Source organism: Streptomyces sp. HUAS ZL42, assembly GCF_040782645.1.
Classification (GTDB): Bacteria; Actinomycetota; Actinomycetes; order Streptomycetales; family Streptomycetaceae; genus Streptomyces.
In genome coordinates this window covers 4975216-4993054 of the sequence record NZ_CP160403.1, presented here as the reverse complement: position 1 = coordinate 4993054, position 17839 = coordinate 4975216, and the positions used below count along the sequence as shown (strand labels likewise).

The 17839-nt window shown below is 70.9% G+C and carries 16 protein-coding genes and 1 tRNA gene; 10 read left to right on the top strand and 7 right to left on the bottom strand.

Annotated elements, in window-relative coordinates:
- Window positions 1–545: 545 nt before the first annotated feature.
- Together ABZO29_RS22910 and ABZO29_RS22905 are read right to left on the bottom strand one after the other, a co-directional pair.
- Window positions 546–632, bottom strand: a tRNA-Ser gene (locus ABZO29_RS22910).
- Between the two features lie 237 nt (window positions 633–869).
- The gene (locus ABZO29_RS22905; RefSeq protein WP_367322061.1) at window positions 870–2528 is read right to left on the bottom strand and encodes a trypsin-like peptidase domain-containing protein; all 1659 of its coding nucleotides are present in this window, start codon (window positions 2526–2528) and stop codon (window positions 870–872) included.
- A gap of 322 nt (window positions 2529–2850) precedes the next feature.
- Here ABZO29_RS22905 and ABZO29_RS22900 point away from each other — a divergent pair, with 322 nt between their 5' ends.
- The 3 genes from ABZO29_RS22900 to ABZO29_RS22890 all read left to right on the top strand — a co-directional run bounded on the left by ABZO29_RS22900 (window position 2851) and on the right by ABZO29_RS22890 (window position 5698).
- Complete coding sequence (locus ABZO29_RS22900; protein WP_367322060.1) at window positions 2851–3678, top strand: glycerophosphodiester phosphodiesterase; 828 nt, start codon at window positions 2851–2853, stop codon at window positions 3676–3678.
- A 244-nt stretch (window positions 3679–3922) separates the two neighbouring features.
- Window positions 3923–4597 (top strand): ATP-binding protein, encoded by a 675-nt coding sequence (locus tag ABZO29_RS22895; RefSeq protein ID WP_367322059.1) that lies wholly within the window; start codon window positions 3923–3925, stop codon window positions 4595–4597.
- A gap of 111 nt (window positions 4598–4708) precedes the next feature.
- Window positions 4709–5698 (top strand): DUF5926 family protein, encoded by a 990-nt coding sequence (locus tag ABZO29_RS22890; protein WP_367322058.1) that lies wholly within the window; start codon window positions 4709–4711, stop codon window positions 5696–5698.
- A 277-nt stretch (window positions 5699–5975) separates the two neighbouring features.
- Here ABZO29_RS22890 and ABZO29_RS22885 read toward each other — a convergent pair whose 3' ends face one another.
- Both ABZO29_RS22885 and ABZO29_RS22880 read right to left on the bottom strand, forming a co-directional pair.
- Entirely contained in the window at window positions 5976–6476 is a 501-nt protein-coding gene (locus ABZO29_RS22885) for a hypothetical protein (RefSeq protein ID WP_367326203.1), read from the bottom strand.
- Between the two features lie 149 nt (window positions 6477–6625).
- Window positions 6626–7291, bottom strand: a complete 666-nt coding sequence (locus ABZO29_RS22880; RefSeq protein WP_367322057.1) for a bifunctional DNA primase/polymerase — start codon at window positions 7289–7291, stop codon at window positions 6626–6628.
- A 515-nt stretch (window positions 7292–7806) separates the two neighbouring features.
- Here ABZO29_RS22880 and ABZO29_RS22875 point away from each other — a divergent pair.
- From ABZO29_RS22875 to ABZO29_RS22865, 3 genes are all read left to right on the top strand, one after another.
- Window positions 7807–9312: a PP2C family protein-serine/threonine phosphatase gene (locus ABZO29_RS22875; protein WP_367326202.1), complete on the top strand. Its 1506-nt coding sequence runs from the start codon at window positions 7807–7809 to the stop codon at window positions 9310–9312.
- A gap of 90 nt (window positions 9313–9402) precedes the next feature.
- The gene (locus tag ABZO29_RS22870) at window positions 9403–10875 is read left to right on the top strand and encodes an aminopeptidase P family protein (RefSeq protein ID WP_367322056.1); all 1473 of its coding nucleotides are present in this window, start codon (window positions 9403–9405) and stop codon (window positions 10873–10875) included.
- Window positions 10876–10928: 53 nt separating this feature from the next.
- Window positions 10929–12305 (top strand): PLP-dependent aminotransferase family protein, encoded by a 1377-nt coding sequence (locus ABZO29_RS22865; protein ID WP_367326201.1) that lies wholly within the window; start codon window positions 10929–10931, stop codon window positions 12303–12305.
- A 30-nt stretch (window positions 12306–12335) separates the two neighbouring features.
- Here the strand turns inward: ABZO29_RS22865 and ABZO29_RS22860 are convergent, their stop codons facing one another.
- The 3 genes from ABZO29_RS22860 to ABZO29_RS22850 form a co-directional block, all read right to left on the bottom strand.
- Window positions 12336–13175, bottom strand: coding sequence for a triphosphoribosyl-dephospho-CoA synthase (locus ABZO29_RS22860; RefSeq protein WP_367322055.1), 840 nt, complete (start codon window positions 13173–13175; stop codon window positions 12336–12338).
- A gap of 9 nt (window positions 13176–13184) precedes the next feature.
- Window positions 13185–14135 (bottom strand): intradiol ring-cleavage dioxygenase, encoded by a 951-nt coding sequence (locus ABZO29_RS22855; RefSeq protein ID WP_367322054.1) that lies wholly within the window; start codon window positions 14133–14135, stop codon window positions 13185–13187.
- Between the two features lie 99 nt (window positions 14136–14234).
- Complete coding sequence (locus ABZO29_RS22850; RefSeq protein ID WP_367322053.1) at window positions 14235–14684, bottom strand: ATP-binding protein; 450 nt, start codon at window positions 14682–14684, stop codon at window positions 14235–14237.
- 233 nt (window positions 14685–14917) lie between these two features.
- On the opposite strand from ABZO29_RS22850, the gene ABZO29_RS22845 reads away from it, so the two are divergent.
- The 4 genes from ABZO29_RS22845 (at window position 14918) to ABZO29_RS22830 (ending at window position 17832) form a co-directional block, all read left to right on the top strand.
- Entirely contained in the window at window positions 14918–15742 is an 825-nt protein-coding gene (locus ABZO29_RS22845; protein WP_367322052.1) for a hypothetical protein, read from the top strand.
- Window positions 15743–15892: 150 nt separating this feature from the next.
- The gene (locus ABZO29_RS22840; protein WP_367322051.1) at window positions 15893–16639 is read left to right on the top strand and encodes a YcnI family protein; all 747 of its coding nucleotides are present in this window, start codon (window positions 15893–15895) and stop codon (window positions 16637–16639) included.
- 96 nt (window positions 16640–16735) lie between these two features.
- Window positions 16736–17386, top strand: coding sequence for an SCO family protein (locus tag ABZO29_RS22835; protein ID WP_367322050.1), 651 nt, complete (start codon window positions 16736–16738; stop codon window positions 17384–17386).
- Window positions 17383–17832, top strand: a complete 450-nt coding sequence (locus tag ABZO29_RS22830; RefSeq protein ID WP_367322049.1) for a copper chaperone PCu(A)C — start codon at window positions 17383–17385, stop codon at window positions 17830–17832. The genes ABZO29_RS22835 and ABZO29_RS22830 overlap by 4 nt, the downstream gene beginning before the upstream one ends.
- Window positions 17833–17839 lie beyond the last annotated feature (7 nt).

Sequence of the window (17839 nt, the reverse complement as noted above, 5' to 3'; positions counted from 1 at the left end):
CGCATCCCGGAGCGGGACCGTAGCAACGGCGTCGCCGCGCCACAGCACGGAAACGGCCGATGTCACAGACCCGGGACAGGGTCGTCGCCGGATGCGGACGGGTGTGACGGGCCGCGTGTGGGGTGTGGGCAGGACGTGGCTACGGCATGATCCGACGGGGGTCCAGACACTCCAAGAGAGGTGGCCCGACAGTGATCACGAAGCGGCGGCGCTGGCGAGCCCTCACATGGTGGACGTTTGTAGCCCTATGGTGCGCGGGAGAAGTCGCTTACTCGGACGGCCCAGGTTGGAGGCGAGTTCTCTACGCCGCCGTCGTGCTCTCCATACTGATCGCTGCCACTCGCCACGCGGTCAGCTTTCTCCGGGAGCGGCGGACGCAAAGGACCGCGGACGCGCGATCGGGCTAGAGCTACGGATCAGAGGGCTCCGTGCCCCAGTCGTGCCCGATCGAGCGGGGAACACCGGGGAATTACGGGCACCAACGGGCGGTGCGGAGAACAACGGCCCCTGACCGATTTACCTGGTCAGGGGGCCGTTCACCTGCGCGGTGGGTGTGGGATTTGAACCCACGGTGACATCGCTGCCACGACGGTTTTCAAGACCGTTCCCTTAGGCCGCTCGGGCAACCCACCCTTGCTCTGCCCACCTGGGGCGGAGCGGGTACAGCGTACCGGGCGGTGCGGGGATCACGGGGCGTTGGGCCGTCGCTCGGCCATGAGATCGGCCCGCCGTACTCGTCAGATCGCCGGTGCACCGGTGTCCGGCCAAGCTCGTTTCTCACGAACTGAACACCCGAGGCGCGTGAAGACGGGGGCGCCGGACTCCTCCGGCACCCCCGCTCACCAGGTTTCGGTGCACGCGCGCGTGCGTCAGCTGTCGCCCTCGCGTGAACCCAGGGTGAGTTCGACCGTGTGGGTCTGGCCGCCTCGCTCGTAGGTGATCGTGACCTTGTCGCCGGGCTTGTGGGTCCAGATCTCGCCGATCAGGGTCGGGCCTGAGTCGACGACCGTGTCGTCCAGCTTGGTGATGACGTCGCCGGGCTTGAGGCCCGCCTTGTCGGCGGGGCCACCGGACTCGACCGCGGCGGAGCCGCCGGAACCCTGGTCGGTGATCTTCGCGCCGTCCGTGGAGTCCTCCAGGGAGACGGACGCGCCGATCTTGGCGTACACCGGCTTGCCGGTCTTGATCAGCTGCTGGGCGACGAACTTGGCCTGGTTGATCGGGATGGCGAAGCCCAGGCCGATCGAACCGGACTGGCCGGAGCCGCCGAGACCGCCGCTGCCGGTGGACTGGATCGCGGAGTTGATGCCGATGACGTTGCCCGCCGCGTCGAGCAGCGGGCCGCCCGAGTTGCCCGGGTTGATCGAAGCGTCCGTCTGCAGGGCGCTCATGTAGGAGGCGTTGCTGCCGCTGCCGTCGCTGGAGGCCACCGGGCGGTTCTTCGCGCTGATGATGCCCGTGGTGACCGTGTTGGAGAGGCCGAAGGGCGCGCCGATGGCGATCGTGGAGTCGCCGACGGCCACCTTGTCGGAGTCGCCGAGCGTCAGCGGCTTCAGGTCCGACGGGGCGTTCTTGAGCTTGATGACCGCGACGTCGTAGCCCTGGGCGTGGCCGACCACCTCGGCGTCGTACTTCTTGCCGGTGGGGAACGTGGCCGTCACCTTGCCGCCGTCGACCGCGTCCGCGACGACGTGGTTGTTGGTGACGATGTGGCCCTGGGTGTCGAAGACGAAGCCCGTGCCGGTGCCGCCCTCGCCGTTGCTGGACTCGGCCTCGATGGTGACGGTGCTCGGCAGCGCCTTGGCGGCCACCCCCGCGACCGTGCCCGGGTCGCGCTTGACGTCGCCACCGCTGGTGGAGGCGGAGACGGTGGTGGAGCCGGTGGTGTCGTTGTCCTTGGCCAGCGTGTAGCCGATGCCGCCGCCCAGGCCGCCCGCGACCAGCGCGGCCACCAGGACCGCGGCGACGAGACCGCCACGGCCACCACCGGACTTCGGCGGCGGCTGCTGCGCGTAGGACGATCCCCAGCCCGATCCCGCCCCGCCGCCCCCGTCGGCGTACGAGGGCGTGGCGGGCGGCGGGGGCGGCCACGCAGCCGCGGCGCCTTCCGGCGCAGGCCCGGAGCCGGTTGCCGCAGGCTGGTGCGGGGATCCCGACCACGGTGCCGCACCCTCGTGCGGCGAGCCCTGGGCCTGGCCCGCGTGGGGGAATCCGGCGCCCTGTGCCGGAGCCTCGTGCGGGAAGCCGGGGCCCTGCCCCGCACCCGCACCCTCCTGCGGGTGTCCGGAACCCGGTGCTCCCTCCTGGGGACCCGTCGACGCGTACGCCGGCGTCTGGCTCTGGCCCGCGTGCACCAGTTCCTGCTCCGGGCGCGCGCCGGGGGCGGCCGGTGGTGCCGCCGGGAGCGGGGTCGTCGGCGCCCCGTCCTGGGGCGCGTCGGTCTGCGGGGAGGTCGCGGGAGATGCCACCGGCACGGGGGGTGCGGACGGGGCCGGGGGTACCGCGGTGCCCTCGTTCTCGGTGCTCACAGCTCTTCTCCTCGATCCACGGCTGTTTGTCCTCGGTCGCACTCGGTCACGCTTGTTCACGCTCGTCGACCCGGCGCGCTGAAAGCTGTGCATGTGCTTTTGTATGCCCTCAGCTTTTCCCACGGGCCGTCAGAGCACCATAAGCGGTGGCTGTGGGTCCACGACCACTCCTTATATGTGACATGAGGGAAGAATCGTGCGCATCCTCGGAACATCTCAGACGGTTCTCAGACTCCTCTCCGGAGCGTCCGCGATGCCATCACAGCCCCTCGGTGACCCGTCCGGCCCGACGTGTACCCCGCCCCGGTGGCACCATGACGCGGTGACCCACGCACGGCAGCACCACATCCAAGTCGTCGCCCACCGTGGCGCCTCGGAAGAGGCCCCCGAGCACACCCTGACCGCGTACAAGAAGGCGATCGAGGACGGTGCGGACGCCCTCGAGTGCGATGTTCGCCTGACCGCGGACGGCCATCTCGTCTGTGTGCACGACCGCCGCGTCAACCGCACCTCCAACGGCCGCGGGGCGGTCTCGGCGCTGGAACTCGCCGATCTCGCCTCCCTGGACTTCAGTTCCCGCAAGACGCGCGACTTCTGGCGCACACGCGACGAGGAACCCGACTGGGAGTACCGCCCCGAGGACCGTGAGGACACCTCCGTCCTCACCCTGGAGCGGCTGCTCGAGCTCGTCGCCGACGCGGGACGGCGGGTGGAGATGGCGATCGAGACGAAGCATCCGACGCGCTGGGCGGGACAGGTCGAGGAGCGCCTGCTGCTGCTCCTGAAGCGGTTCGGGCTGGACAATCCGGCCTCAGCCGCCGAGTCGCAGGTGCGCGTCATGAGCTTCTCGGCACGCTCGCTGCACCGGGTGCGCGCCGCTTCTCCGACCCTGCCGACGGTCTACCTGATGCAATTCGTCTCGCCCCGGCTGCGCGACGGACGGCTGCCCGCGGGGGTCCGGATCGCGGGACCGTCGATCCGTATCCTGCGCAATCAGCCGGCGTACGTCGAACGTCTGAAGCAGGCCGGTCACCAGGTGCATGTGTGGACCGTCAACGAGCCCGAGGACGTCGATCTCTGTGTCGATCTGGGCGTCGACGCCATCATCACCAACCGCCCGCGCGCGGTGCTGCGTCAGCTCGGCCGATGATCCGGAGCGGAGACGATCACATCTGCACAGAGAAAAGAAGCAGAGAAGGCAGAGAAGGTCGTAACCGACCGTAGAAGATCACAACTGGATCAGGAAGACCTCAAAAGTCACAAGAGACCCATCAGTACCTCTTGACCCCCCAGCTCCGTTGCAGCATCCTCCGATCTCGGCCACACCAGCGAAATCCAGCCACGCGACTACAGGGAGTGCTCCGGCGCGTTCGATGCGTATTCGATCGTTGCGAATGCGTCACCGGACCTGCATTGGCCGGTTTCCGGTACAGGCCAATGGGGCATCCACACCGTGGCGTGGGGCGAAGGAGGTCTCGGGGGTGGCGTTGGTGGTGGCACAGGAGGTGCCCACGTCGTCGAGCATGGCCGTACCCCATGGCCCTGCGGGCGTGGGGGAAGCGAGACATCGCATGCGCGCTCAGCTGCGCAGCGGTGGCGTGGCGGAATCGGTCATCGACGACGCCGTACTGATCCTTTCCGAACTTTTGAGCAATGCGTGCAAACACGGTCGGCCATTGGGCGACGCCCTGGCCGGGGACGGCGACGTCCGGGCGGCATGGCGCGTGGACACGAGCGGCCGGCTGGTCGTCGAGGTGACGGACGGCGGTGGTCCGACCCGCCCGGCTCCGGCCACGCCCTCGGTCACCGCACACGGCGGCCGGGGGCTGAACATCATCACGGCGCTGGCCGACGACTGGGGCGTACGGGACGACGTGCGCGGCGAGGTCACGGTGTGGGTCGTCGTGCACGAGGACGTCCACGATCCGGACGCCGGGTGCCGGCCCGGCGACCTCGTCACACGCTCCTCCAGCCTCGACGTCGCTCGAGCGGGAGGCAGTCCCATGGCTCCGGCCGTGCCGGCCCTACCGGACCTGCGCTTCGCGGACGCCTTCGACGACCTGGACTGAACCGCCGGTTCGGGACGACCCGGCACGTTGTCCACAGGGTCCCGTGGCTTCCCGTGCGAACGGCTAGGCTCCCGCCCGTACCAGAAGAGCCGTAACCGGGAGACAGCCACGATGGCCAAGAAGCGACCCCAGACGAAGGCCAAGCGCCCGCAGATCAGCGGTGCGGCCAGCGCCGCAGGCGCCGATGGAGACGTTCCGGTTGTCGGCGCCCGTGAGCCCTGCCCCTGCGGCAGCGGCCGCCGCTACAAGGCGTGCCACGGCCGGGCCGCCGCCCACGCGGTGACCGAGCTGGTGCACCGCCCGTTCGAAGGGCTGCCCGGTGAGTGCGACTGGGTGGCACTGCGCGAGCTGGTGCCTGCCGCCACGGTCGAACTGACGCTCAAGGACGGCCTTCCCGAAGGCGTCCCGTCGGTCACGCTCGCCACGGTCCTGCCGATGGCGTGGCCGGCGCTGCGCCGCGACGACGGCTCGGTCCTGATCGGCCTGCAGAACGACACGGCGTCGGGCGACATCAGCCGCGACCTCGCCGACACCCTGCAGCGGGCCCTGGAAGCGGAGCCGGGCACGCCGGTGCAGGGCCGCCGCGCACCGGCCGAGGGGCCTCGTCTGCAGGATCTCCTCGACCGCGAAGGCGCGTTCGAGCCAGTTGTGCACAGCGGCTTCGAGTTCTGGGTGCCGGACGTGGAGAGCGCCACGCCGGACGTGACCGCCTCCCTGGAGCGGGCCAACGCCGCCGCCATCCCGACGGTGAAGCTGACCGGCGTGGACGCCGCCTACTGGTGCGAGACGCCGGACAAGAACCACCTGCGCTGGGTCATGCCGCACCCGGAGGAGCAGCTTCTGGACGCTCTCGCGCGGCTGCACGCGGCGGGCAGGTCGAGCCTCGGCGAGGGCACGCGTCTGGTGGGCTCCTTCCGCGCCCACGGTCTGACCGTGCCGGTCTGGGACCTGCCGAGCGAGGTCGGCGCGCAGGACGTGGAGAAGCCGGCCGCCGAGTTCGCCGAGCGCCTCGCCACCGCGCTGGCCTCGGACGCACCGCTCACCGCCGACGAGCGTCGGGCGCGCGGCGGCCTCACCAACCGGCAGGTCACGCTCAGCTGACGCACAGGGCGCAGACGCGGTTGTGCTGACTGGCCGGTCAGCACAACCGCATGCTCCGGAGTCGGTGACTCCGTTCACAACTCCCCGCTCCAGCAGTCCGGTCGGCGCCGCGACCCCGATGGCAACGGTGTCCGAATAGGCCACGGAACGAGGAGATCGAATTTGCGTACAGCCGATCTCTTGTTACCGTTCCAGTAGCCCGGTTGCTGGTGCATCCCCCGTCGCCAGCAACCGGGTCTTTCCATGTGCGGCTCCGTCCACCCACTGCAGCCACACGTCAACTGCCCGTAGGCGCCCCGGAGTTGCTCCCCGACCGCAGCAGCAGCGGTCCACGCCCGGCCCGCGCGGCGAACTCCGTGACCGCCGTGTAGGCCGCCAGGTTCCCCCGTGTGCGTTCGTGGGGCGTCTCGCAGGTCCCCGGCTCGTCGTCGGCTCCCACCGCGCAGCGCATCTGCACCGTGCGCCCACCGGGCCCCATGAGGCTCAGCACGGAGTCCAGGTCGCCGCCGGTGGCGTTGCGGTAGTAAGTACGCGCCCAGGTGTACTCGCCCCGGGACAGCACGCAGGTCTGCGCCTCAACGCCGTCGGGGGAGGAGAGCTCGGGGCCGCAGCGGGCGGCGGTGGTCAGGCCCAGGCCGAGCAGCAGGGAGGAACGGGCCGGCCGGGCGGAGGAGGCCTTGGCGTCGTCACGCGGAGAGGGACGTCCGACGGAGCGGTCCCGGTCGTCCGCCGGTCCCGCGGACGCCACGGCCAGGGGCAGCGCGGCCGCACACAACACGACGCCCACCAGGGCGAGGAGGCGGACTCTTCGGGGGTCCGGCCCGCCGCGGAGCGGCAATGGGGCGCTGTGTCGCCCGGAATGACGCGGCATGTACCGGAAGATAACGACGTCAGAGGCGCACCCGGTTCCGCGCGCGCCCGACACCCCTACAACTCGGGCGCGCTCACACCCGTACGAGTGAGGGCCTCGACCACCGTGTCCACCACGGCCTCCACGTCGGGCACCCACGGCGAGGCCGAGCCGGGCAGCGGAGCGCGCTCCCAGCGGATCTCGCCCTGGCCGGTCTCGGAGGGAGGCAGAGCCAGGTAGCCGCCCTCGCCGTGGAAACGGAGGGAGCCGGGCACGAAGTCCTGGGCGTAGAGCAGTTCGCCCAGCTGTTCCATGGAGTACGGCCGCACGAGCAGGGCCCAGCGCGTCGGCGAGGCGATCACCGGGCCGAGGCGCATCCCCTGGCGGTCGAGCGCGGCCAGGGCGCGGGAGGCCGCGAGGGCCGGCAGGGTGACCGCGCACGGCGCCCTGCCTCCGGTGGCCAGGATGATCGGCGCCGTCGGCCGGTTGGTCCACCACCAGCGCACCATGCGCTCGTCAGTGGTGGCCGCGAGGAGGCCGGGGTCGAAGGGATGCGCGCCGGGCACCGTGCACTCGGGGTCGGGGCAGCCGCAGCGGGCACGCCCCTGCGGGTCGGCCGCCACGCCCGGGAGTACGGGCCACTGCCATTCCGTCGCGAAGGTCAGGGCCGCGCTGATCAACTCAGGCCTCCCGTCGCTGCGCTGGGACAGGAGCCTGCGTCGCCTTCCGAGGATCTCGCGCATGAGCGCTCGTTCCTTTCCGTTGCACCGCTGGCAACACCGTGGACCACATCACACCATGTGTCGATCACTTCACTGTGCGTACCTGATGGCGCATCACACCCCTGTCGAAGACAAGGGGAACCCCTATGGGCCGAGCATTGGCTGCATCCGCGGCCGGTCCGTCCATACTGCGTCTATCAAAAGCATGGCGTGGCGTGGGGGGTGGCGAAGTATGGCGTTTTGCCGTCCCGCGTATTTCTCTCCGCCTCCGCCACGGGAGGATGGGGCACGGTCGTCGGTGGCTAAGACGCCCGGGTCGGCCACCAGGTTCCGGGTGGCCGTCAACCACCCCTGGTCCTTACCGAGTACGTACCCATCACAACCGCTGTGACGCTCCGTGGAACAAGCCCAGTCGACCGCAAACACCCGTTACCTGAGGCAGTTTTAAGCCAACTTTGCCATTACGCAAGAGGTTCACGAGTTCTCCGGAAGAAAGTCCCTTGAGTCCCGCGGACACCAGGAATCCCAGCAGGACAATGCTGGACATCTCCTCACGAGTGCGTGTACATGTGGAGACACTGCTAGCGGCGCAGAATGACATGGGGGTTTGCGATGCTTTTGAGCAATACGCACCGGTCGGAAAGCCGGACACCATGAACGCCCCTCACGCTCCGAAAGTGGCTGGAATCGATTCAACGGTTCCCTCGCCCGCACACACTGTCGCGCCCGCGACCGCCGCCTCGGCCGCCTCATCGGTCCCCTCCGGCCCTGGGGCCCTGCTCCAGGACCGCCTCGCCGGCTGGGTCTCGGACCTCACGACCCTTCACGAACTCACCGAACGCCTGGCCCGTACGGACTCACTGACCGACGCACTCCAGGAACTGCTGCACGCCGGAGCCGCCCTGGTGGGCGCCCGGCGCGGTCTCGTCGTACTGGAACCGGCCGACGGCCTCGGACCGTCCACCACCATCGGCCTGGGCCTCGGCAGGGCCGATCTCGGCCACATCGAGACCGTGCCGCGCAGCGCCATGTCGTACGGCAGGATCCTCGACGGACTGCCGGGCGGAGACGGCGAGATCGCGCAACCCGACCTGCTCGGCGAGGACGGCCTCGACCCCCGGCACCGCGAGGTGGCCGCCCGCCTCGGTTACGCCGCCAGCTACGCGCTCCCCCTGTCCGCCGAGACCCCCGGCCGTCTGGGCGCCGCCGTATGGCTCTACGACGAGCCCGCCGAACCCACCGAGCGCCGGCGGCATCTCGTCGGCCTGTACGCCACCCACGCCGGCGAGCACCTGGCACGGCTCCTCGAAGTCGAGCGCACGCGCGCGTGCATGGCGACGATGGCCGAGGAACTGCTGCCCTCGCGGCTGCCCCGGGTCGCCGGCGTCCAGCTCGCCGCCCGGCACCGTACCGGCCCGCGCGGGGGCGGTGACTGGTACGACGCACTCCCGCTGCCGGACGCGGCGCTGGGCCTCGCGGTCGGCTCGGTGACCGGTTCCGGTCCCAGCGCCATCGCCGCCATGGGGCGGCTGCGTGCCTCCCTGCGCGCGTACGCCGTGATGGAGGGCGAGGACCCGGTCGCCGTGCTGTCCGACCTGGAGCTGCTGCTGCGCCTCACCGAGCCCGCCCGTTCCGCCACCGCCCTCTTCGCTTACTGCGAGCCCGCCCTGCGCAAGATCACCCTCGCCGGGGCCGGGCACAGCCCGCCGCTGCTGATCGGCGAGCGGCGCACGGAGTTCGTCGAGACGTCCGTGTCGGCGCCGCTCGGCATGCTGGCCTGCTGGGAAGCGCCGAGCGTGGAGATCCAGGCCGCGGCAGGAGAGACGGTTCTGCTCTACACCGACGGGCTGCTGCACCGCACCGGCGACCCCACGGACCGCGCCTTCGCCCGGCTGCACGCGGCGGCCGCCGGCCTGCCGAGGGCGCTGCGCCACGACCCGGGCGCGATCGCCGACCACGTCCTGCGGACGGTGCTGCCGGACGGACTGGACGCGCAGGACAGCCCGGAGGACGTGGTGCTGCTGGCGGCGCGCTTCGAGTAACGCGTGGGTATGAGGTAAGAGGTCTTTCCGCCCTGGGCCCCCTTCCGTACGACCGTACGATGGAGGGGGTCCAGTGCCGTATCGAGGAGGATGACCGTGGCCGAGGAGCTCACCCCGGAGACCCCGGAGGAGACCGAGGAGCCCATCAAGCAGCGCAAGAACGGCCTGTACCCGGGCGTGTCCGACGAGCTGGCGGAGAACATGAAGTCGGGCTGGGCCGACACCGAGCTGCGCGACCTGCAGCCGATCCCCCAGGCCGCCGAGACGGCCGCCCGCCGTGCCGCGCTGTCGGCGCGCTTCCCCGGCGAGCGCCTGGTGATCCCGGCGGGCAACCTCAAGACCCGCTCGAACGACACGGAGTACCCCTTCCGGGCATCGGTCGAGTACGCGTACCTCACGGGCAACCAGACCGAGGACGGCGTCCTCGTCCTGGAGCCCACCGCGGACGGCCACAAGGAGACGATCTACCTCCTGCCGCGCTCCGACCGCGAGAACGGCGAGTTCTGGCTCTCCGGCCAGGGCGAGCTGTGGGTCGGCCGCCGGCACTCGCTCACCGAGTCCGAGGCGCTGTACGGCATCCCGGCCTCCGATGTGCGCGAACTCGCCGGCAAGCTGCGCGAGGCGTCGGGCCCGGTGCGGGTCGTCCGTGGCCACGACGCGGGCATCGAGGCGGCCCTGACCGACAAGGTCACCGCCGAACGGGACGAGGAGCTGCGCGTCTTCCTCTCCGAGGCCCGGCTGGTCAAGGACGACTTCGAGATCGGCGAGCTGCAGAAGGCCGTCGACTCGACGGTCCGCGGCTTCGAGGACGTCGTCCGCGTCCTCGACAAGGCGGAGGCCACGTCCGAGCGCTACATCGAGGGCACGTTCTTCCTCCGCGCGCGCGTGGAGGGCAACGACGTCGGCTACGGCTCCATCTGCGCCGCAGGACCGCACGCCTGCACGCTGCACTGGGTGCGCAACGACGGGCCGGTGCGCCCGGGTGACCTGCTGCTGCTGGACGCGGGCGTCGAGACGCACACGTACTACACCGCCGACGTCACGCGCACCCTGCCGATCAACGGCCGCTTCAGCGAGATCCAGAAGAAGATCTACGACGCCGTGTACGACGCCCAGGAGGCCGGTATCGCGGCGGTGAAGCCGGGCGCGAAGTACCGGGACTTCCACGACGCCGCGCAGCGCGTGCTGGCCGAGCGGCTCGTGGAGTGGGGGCTGGTCGAGGGGCCCGTGGAGCGGGTGCTGGAGCTCGGCCTGCAGCGGCGGTGGACGCTGCACGGGACCGGGCACATGCTCGGCATGGACGTGCACGACTGCGCTGCCGCGCGGGTGGAGACGTATGTGGACGGCGTTCTCGAGCCCGGCGTGGTGCTGACCGTCGAGCCGGGGCTGTACTTCCAGGCCGATGATCTGACGGTTCCCGAGGAGTACCGGGGGATCGGTGTGCGGATCGAGGACGACATCCTCGTGACGGAGGACGGGAACCGGAATCTGTCGGCCGGGCTGCCCCGGCGGTCCGACGAGGTCGAGGCGTGGATGGCTGAGGTCAAAGGGTCCCAGGGCTGAGTTGCGTCCGCGGGTAGGCCGTGGCTGGTCGCGCCCCGCGGCAGGGCCGCATGATGTCCCAGCCCCGCGCCCCTGAGGGCGTTGGTGTGGACCTGCATCTGGAAGTCGTCGCGGCTGAAGGGCGTCGCGCAGGGCTTGAACACGCCCTGCGTGACGCCGTGCGCGACGGGCGGCTGGCACCTGGGGCGCGGTTGCCCGCCACGCGGCGGCTCGCGGCCGAGCTGGGGGTCTCGCGGGGGACGGTGAAAGCGGCGTACGACCAACTCGTCGCCGAGGGGTACCTCACCGCCCGGCAGGGATCCGGTACCGAGGTTGCCTCCCTGCCTTTCGTCGACGCCGAGCCGCCGGAGGCCTCCGCACGCGCGTGTGCGCCGCGTTTCGATCTGCGGCCCGGCAGCCCGGACGTCGGGGTGTTCCCGGCGGCGGCCTGGCTGCGGGCGCTGCGCCGTGCCATCGCCACGGCGCCCTCCCAGGCGTACGACTACGGCGATCCGCGCGGCCGGATCGAGCTGCGCACGGCGCTGTCGGGGTACCTGGGGCGGGCTCGCGGGGTGGTCGCGCCGCCCGAGCGGATCGTGGTCACCTCCGGGTACGTGCAGGGTCTTGCCCTTCTCACACGTGTGCTGGGGGGCGGTACGGTCGCCATGGAGGATCCCGGGCTGCCCTTCCACCGGGAGGTCGTACGGCGCAACGGCGGCAGCGTGGTGCCCGCGCGGGTCGATGAAGGCGGCGTGCGTGTCGAGGACTTGGGGGACGTGTCGGCCGTCGTCGTCACGGCCGCGCACCAGTACCCGACGGGCGTGACCCTGCACCCCGAGCGGCGACGAGCGCTCACGGACTGGGCACGCGGGTGTGGGGCGTTGATCGTAGAGGACGACTACGACGGGGAGTTCCGCTACGACCGGCAGCCCGTCGGTGCGCTCCAGGGCATGGCCCCGCGACAGGTCGTCCACGTGGGCACCGCCTCCAAGACGCTGGGCCCGGCGCTGCGGCTCGGCTGGCTGGTGCTGCCGCCCCACCTGGTCGACGCGGTGGCCGACGCCAAGCTGCACAGCGACCACCACACCGAGTCCATCGGCCAGTTGGCACTCGCGGAGCTGATCGACAGCCATGCGTACGACCGTCACGTGCGCGCGTGCCGGTTGCGCTACCGCCGCCGCAGGGACCAGCTCCTCGGCCGTTTGGGGGCGCGGCACAGTGTGCGCGGGATCGCGGCCGGGCTGCACGCGCTGGTGGAGGTGGACGACGAGGGGGAAGTGCTCGCGCGGGCGGAAGCGGAAGGGCTCGCGGTGGGGCGCCTGGGGGAGCACTGGCACGCGCCAGGCGGCGAGGGGCGGCCGCAGGGGCTGGTCGTGGGGTACGGGACGCCTCGGGAGCGGGTCTATCCGGAGGCGTTGGAGGTGCTGGGGCGGGTACTGGAAGGGCCCTGAACCGGGTCGGACCCCGGCGCAGGGCACCCTTCAGGCAGCCCGCACACCCGCCCCCACCACAACCGGCAACGAGTCCAGGAACAACGCCCCCGCCAGCAACCCCGCACTCCCCCGCGGACTCCACGCGCGCGCGTGCAGGTCGGCGTCGAAAGCGGCCAGCGCCTCCGCACCGGCGGGCGTCGCCGTACCGCCCGCCTCCAGCACACCCCGGGCGCCCGCCTGGACATGCCGCAGACCGAGCGGGCCCGCCGTGTACAGCAACTCCGTGTCCTGGAGCGTGGACATCACGGTGAGGAGGGCGTCGAGGCGGGCCTGAGCCTCGTTCGCGCCGGCGGAGCGCGCCGCAGCGAGCGTGTCCAACGCCCGCCGTACGTGCGGGAATCCGGCCCTGCCCTCGCCGCGGGCACCGGCGGCACCGTACTTGGCCGAGATGGTGGACCCGCGCGACGGCCGGCGTGGGGCGCCGCGGTCGGTGAAAGCCGCGATCCGCCGGGCCGTCGACGCGATCTCACGGGCCTTCGCGCGGGGGTCGAGGGCGGCGGCGGCGACCAGCAGGCCGAGTGCCCACAGGGCGCCCCGGTGGCCGCCGCCCGCCAGGGTCAGCGAGTGCTCGGTGCACCGTCCGATGGCCCCGAGTTCCGCCCGCAGCGCCCGCGTGGGTTCGCCGGTGCGGCGGGCGGAGGCGGCCATCGCCGCGAAGCCGGGCGCGAGCGCCTTGGCCGACCAGCGCAGTGCACTGTGGTCGACGCGGGTGGCACGGGCGGTGAGGTCGCGCCGGTCCGGCAGTCCGGGCTTGGGCGTCAGGGCCAGCTGACCGGTCAGCGCGGCCACCGCGGCCTCGGCAAGCCTCTCGTCCTCGCGGCTTGTCATGGTCGTGCCTTACGAGGATGCCGAGGGGCTTGCGCCGTCGGTCGGGGCACCGCTCGGCGGCGTACCCGTCGGGGCGTCGCTCGGGGCACCGCTCGGCGGCGTACCGCCACCGCCACCGCCGCTGCCCGCGCCGGTGTTCTCGGCGTCGGGGTCGACACCGAGGGTGAGGAAGCCCTTGTAGCCCTTGGACGGGTCCTTCTTGTGCACGGCCTCGAGGGTCAGCAGCCCGCTGGAGGCACCACCGCCGTCGTACACCATGTCGTTGTCGAGGGTGGTGTAGCTGCCGCTGTGCTTCGAGTACGGCTCCAGCGTGAAGATCTCCTCGGCGATCGCGTCGTCGAAGAACAACTGGCCGGTGTAGTTGACCTTGCCGCCCTCGTAGGTGCCGTCCTCCTTCTCGCCGCCGGTGTGCACCTTCACGTGGATGTGGCAGGTGCGCGGGGTGTACCAGCCGGGGAAGATCGTCTCGAACTTGACGACCCCGTTGGCGTTGGCGATCTGGTAACCGCGCAGATAGGTGCTGTCGTCGGCGGTGGAGCCGTCCTCGCTCTCGGCGGGCGCGGAGCCGCCGGGGTTGGCGGTGGTGTAGCCCGAGTAGTAGCCCCAGGCGTCGCAGTGCCAGATCTCCACGGCCGCGCCGGGGACCGGGGTGCAGCCGTCGGTGGCGTCCACGACGGTGAGACGCAGGGCCAGCGGGACGCCGTTCTTGCCCTCGGTGATGTCCTTGCGCACCAAAGCACCATCGAGGTAGTACGGCCCTTCCGTGACGCTCGTCATCAGCGTCATGCACTCGCTGCTGGTCGAGGTCGCCGAGGCGGTCGCGCTCGCCCCGGCCTCCGTGGCCGTGTCGGCGAAGGCCGACCGGTAACCGGCGACGGCGATTCCGCCGGCCGCGACCGTGCCTCCGGTCACCGCGATCGCACGACGCCGGGTGATCGTTTTTCTGTGGATTCCCGTCATGATCGGGAAGGTAGGAAGGCCAACCGTCAGTGGCTTTTGGGTGCGCTGAGAGCAGGCTGTGAATGCCGTGGAAACCGAAATTCGCACCTGTCTCGGTCGCTACACCGCCATCAGCGGCGCGTCCTTCCGCCACTTCAGGATCTTGTCGAAGGCCACCACCGCGCCGCCACGTCCCGGCTTGTTGCCGATGTGGACGTGGTCGGCGAGTTCCTGGATGAGATACAGCCCCCTGCCGTGCTCCGCCTCGCCGTACACGGGGCGGGCGATCCGGTCGCCGCCCGTGAAACCCGGGCCCGCGTCGGCGACTTCGATGCGGCACTTCTCGCCGTCGAGGTAGGCGGTCACGCGGTAGGCCTCCGAGTAACCGCCGAGCGCGGTGTCCCCGCCGTGCTCGACGGCGTTGGCACAGGCTTCGCTGAGGGCGACCGACAGGTCGTAGGAGACATCGGGATCGACCCCCGCCGTCTCCATCGTGCCGAGCAGCAGGCGCCGGGCGAGGGGAACGCTCGCAGCTTCGCGCCGCAGATGGAGTGACCACCAGATGCTCATGCTCCAGCCTCCCGGCCGCGGCTCGACATACGTTTACGTATTGCCGCCCGAGCCGTTGTGTAAGCGCACTTTGGACGTGATGCCGCCCATATGGTGGATGCGCTCGGAGCAGGAAACGGTGTATGTGGGGCTCAGCCGCATCAGCGGTGGCAGAGGGTGATCTTCCGCTCCGTACCGAACCTTGCGGACCTGCCGCATGGCGCCCGCGGGGGCAGTGCGATGATGAGCCCGCCATGACTGTCCCCCACAGACGCAGGGCGCACTCCGGAGACGACCTCCGGCTGCTGCGGGCCGCGGTGTTCGCCGCGGTCTGCGTCGTGCTGGCCGCGGCCGGTCACACGCTCGCCTCCTGCGCCACCGTTCCGCTGTGGACACTGGGCGCGGGTTTTGTGGGGGCCTTCCTGGTCGTGGCGCCGCTCGCGGGACGCGAGCGGTCGCTGCCGGGCATCGCGGCACTGCTCGCCGTCGGACAGACCATGCTGCACACGCTGTTCGGGCTGGGCCAGCACACCGCCTCCTCGTCCGCCGCGATGTCCATGGGATCCACCTCCGACACCACACTGGTCGCGCAGGCCGCGCGGCTGGTGTGCGGGGCCGCGGCGGGGACGATCAGCCCCGCGCAGGCCCAGCAGATCCTCGTCAACGCGCGGGTCTACAAGGGCAGCATGGACATGAGCGCGATGCACCACCCGGCGGACGCCCTGTCCACCGCCTCCGGTTCCTCGGCGTCTCTGCTGCCGTCCCTGCCGATGCTGCTCGGCCACGTCCTCGCGGCTCTGGCTGCCGGATGGCTGCTGCGGCGCGGCGAGTCGGCCCTGCTGCGGCTGCTCGAACTGTCCGCGCACGGAGTGGCCGAGGGTACGCTCGTACGATCCCTGCGCGGCGCGCTCGCGCTGGTGCGCGCCCTGCTCACCGGGCTGCCGGCCGCGCCCGAGGCGGGCCTGCGCGTCCCACGTACCGCTCTGCTCGCGCCCCCGGTCCCGCGGACCTGCGCACTCCAGCACACGGTGATCAGGCGCGGCCCGCCGGCCACCGCAGCTCTCGTTCTCGCAGCCTGACGCGACGCGACCAGCACTCCACCTCGTGGGGGGGGCGGCCGCCGTCGTGCGGCACGCGCGCGTGCCCGAGATCCCGACCGACGGATCACGCCTGCGCACGCCTGTCCCTCTTCACCATCAGAACTCACTCAAAGTGGAGTGCTTCCCGCCATGAAGGCTTCTCATATCGCCGCCGCCGCTGCCGTCGCCGGCTCGGCCGTCCTCGTCCTGTCCTCCCCCGCCTTCGCGCACGTCACCGTGGCCGCGGAGGGGACGGCCGCCAAGGGCGGTTACGCGGTCGTCGACTTCAAGGTCCCCAACGAGCGCGACAACGCCTCGACGACCAAGCTCGAGGTGACCTTCCCGACCGACCACCCGGTCGCCTCGGTGATGCCGGAGCCGATCACCGGCTGGAAGATCGAGGTCACCAAGTCGAAGCCGGCCAAGCCGCTCGAGCTGCACGGCGAGAAGATCTCCGAGGCCGTCTCCAAGGTCACCTGGACCGCCACCGGCAAGGGCGTCGAGCCCGGCTACTTCCAGAAGTTCCCGGTCTCGGTCGGCCCCCTGCCCGAGGACGCCGACGAACTGGTCTTCAAGGCGATCCAGACGTACTCCAACAACGAGGTCGTGCGCTGGATCGAGGTCCAGGAGGACGGTGCGAAGGAGCCGGAGAACCCCGCCCCGGTCCTCGCACTGTCCGCCGCCTCCGAGGACGGGCACTCCCACGGCTCGACGACCGCCGCGGACGCCTCCGACGAGTCGGACGACGCCAAGGCCGCCGCGTCGACCACGGAGGCCGCCGCCGATTCCGACAGCGGTGACACCACCGCCCGCGTTCTCGGCGTGGTGGGCATCGTCGTCGGTGCGGCGGGCGTTGCCTACGGCGTGACCGCCGGCCGGCGACGCACCGACGCCTGACGCCCCGCTCGTCCGCGGCGCGCACTGGGGTTTGCAGACGGGAGTCCCCACGGACCCCCGTGCGCGCCGGAGCTCACACATCTGGGACATTTTTCTATGCGCAAGAAGACGTTCGCCGTGGCCGCACTGTTCGCCGCCGCCACCCTCGCTCTGTCCGCCTGCGGCAGTGGGGGGGACAGCAACAGCCCCGTCGCCGCCGTCTCCGAGGAGACCTCGCAGAAGGCCGCGATCGTTCTCGACCAGCCCTTCGAGAAGCCGGACCTGGTCCTCACCGACACGCAGGGCAAGAAGTACGACCTCCCGAAGGAGACCGCGGGCCACCCGACGCTGGTCTACTTCGGATACACCAACTGCCCCGACGTCTGCCCCCTGACGATGAACAACATCGCCGTCGCCAAGAAGCAGCTGTCCAGGGCCGACCAGGACGAGCTACGCGTCGTGTTCGTCACCACCGACCCGGACCGGGACACCCCGGCCGCGCTCGGCAAGTGGCTCAAGGGCATCGACCCGCAGGTTGTCGGGCTGACCGGCGACTTCGCCACCATCCAGGCGGGCGCCCGCACCCTGGGCATCACCATCGAGCCGCCGCACAAGGACAAGAACGGAAAGATGGTCTCGACGCACGGCACGCAGGTCGTCGTCTTCTCGCCGAAGACGGACGGGGGCTACCTCCTCTACACCGAGGAGGCCACCGTCGACGACTACATCAAGGACCTCCCCAAGATCATCAAGGGAGAGAACCCGTGAGGCATCTCGTCGTGCCTGCCGCGGTGCTGAGCGCAGCCCTCCTCCTCGCGGGCTGCGGCTCGGACGACGGCGGTCCCGACCTGTCCGTGGGCTCCGCCTACATGCCGCAACCGGTCTCCGACACCATGGCCGCGGGCTTTCTGACCATCGCCAACAAGGGCGGTACCAAGGACGAGTTGACCTCCGTCACCAGTGACGTCGCCGGCAGCGTCACCGTCCACGAGACCGTCGGGTCGTCGATGGAGGAGGTCGAGTCCCTCGATGTACCCGCACACGGTCAACTGGTGTTCAAGAGCGGGGGCAGCCACCTGATGTTCGAGAAGCTGAAGCGGAAGCCGAAGCAGGGCGAGGACGTGATCGTTACGCTGCACTTCGCCGAGTCCGGTGCCGTGAAGGTGGAGATGCCGGTGAAACCGGCGACGTACAACCCGACGACCGGGCACTGAGGGAGGA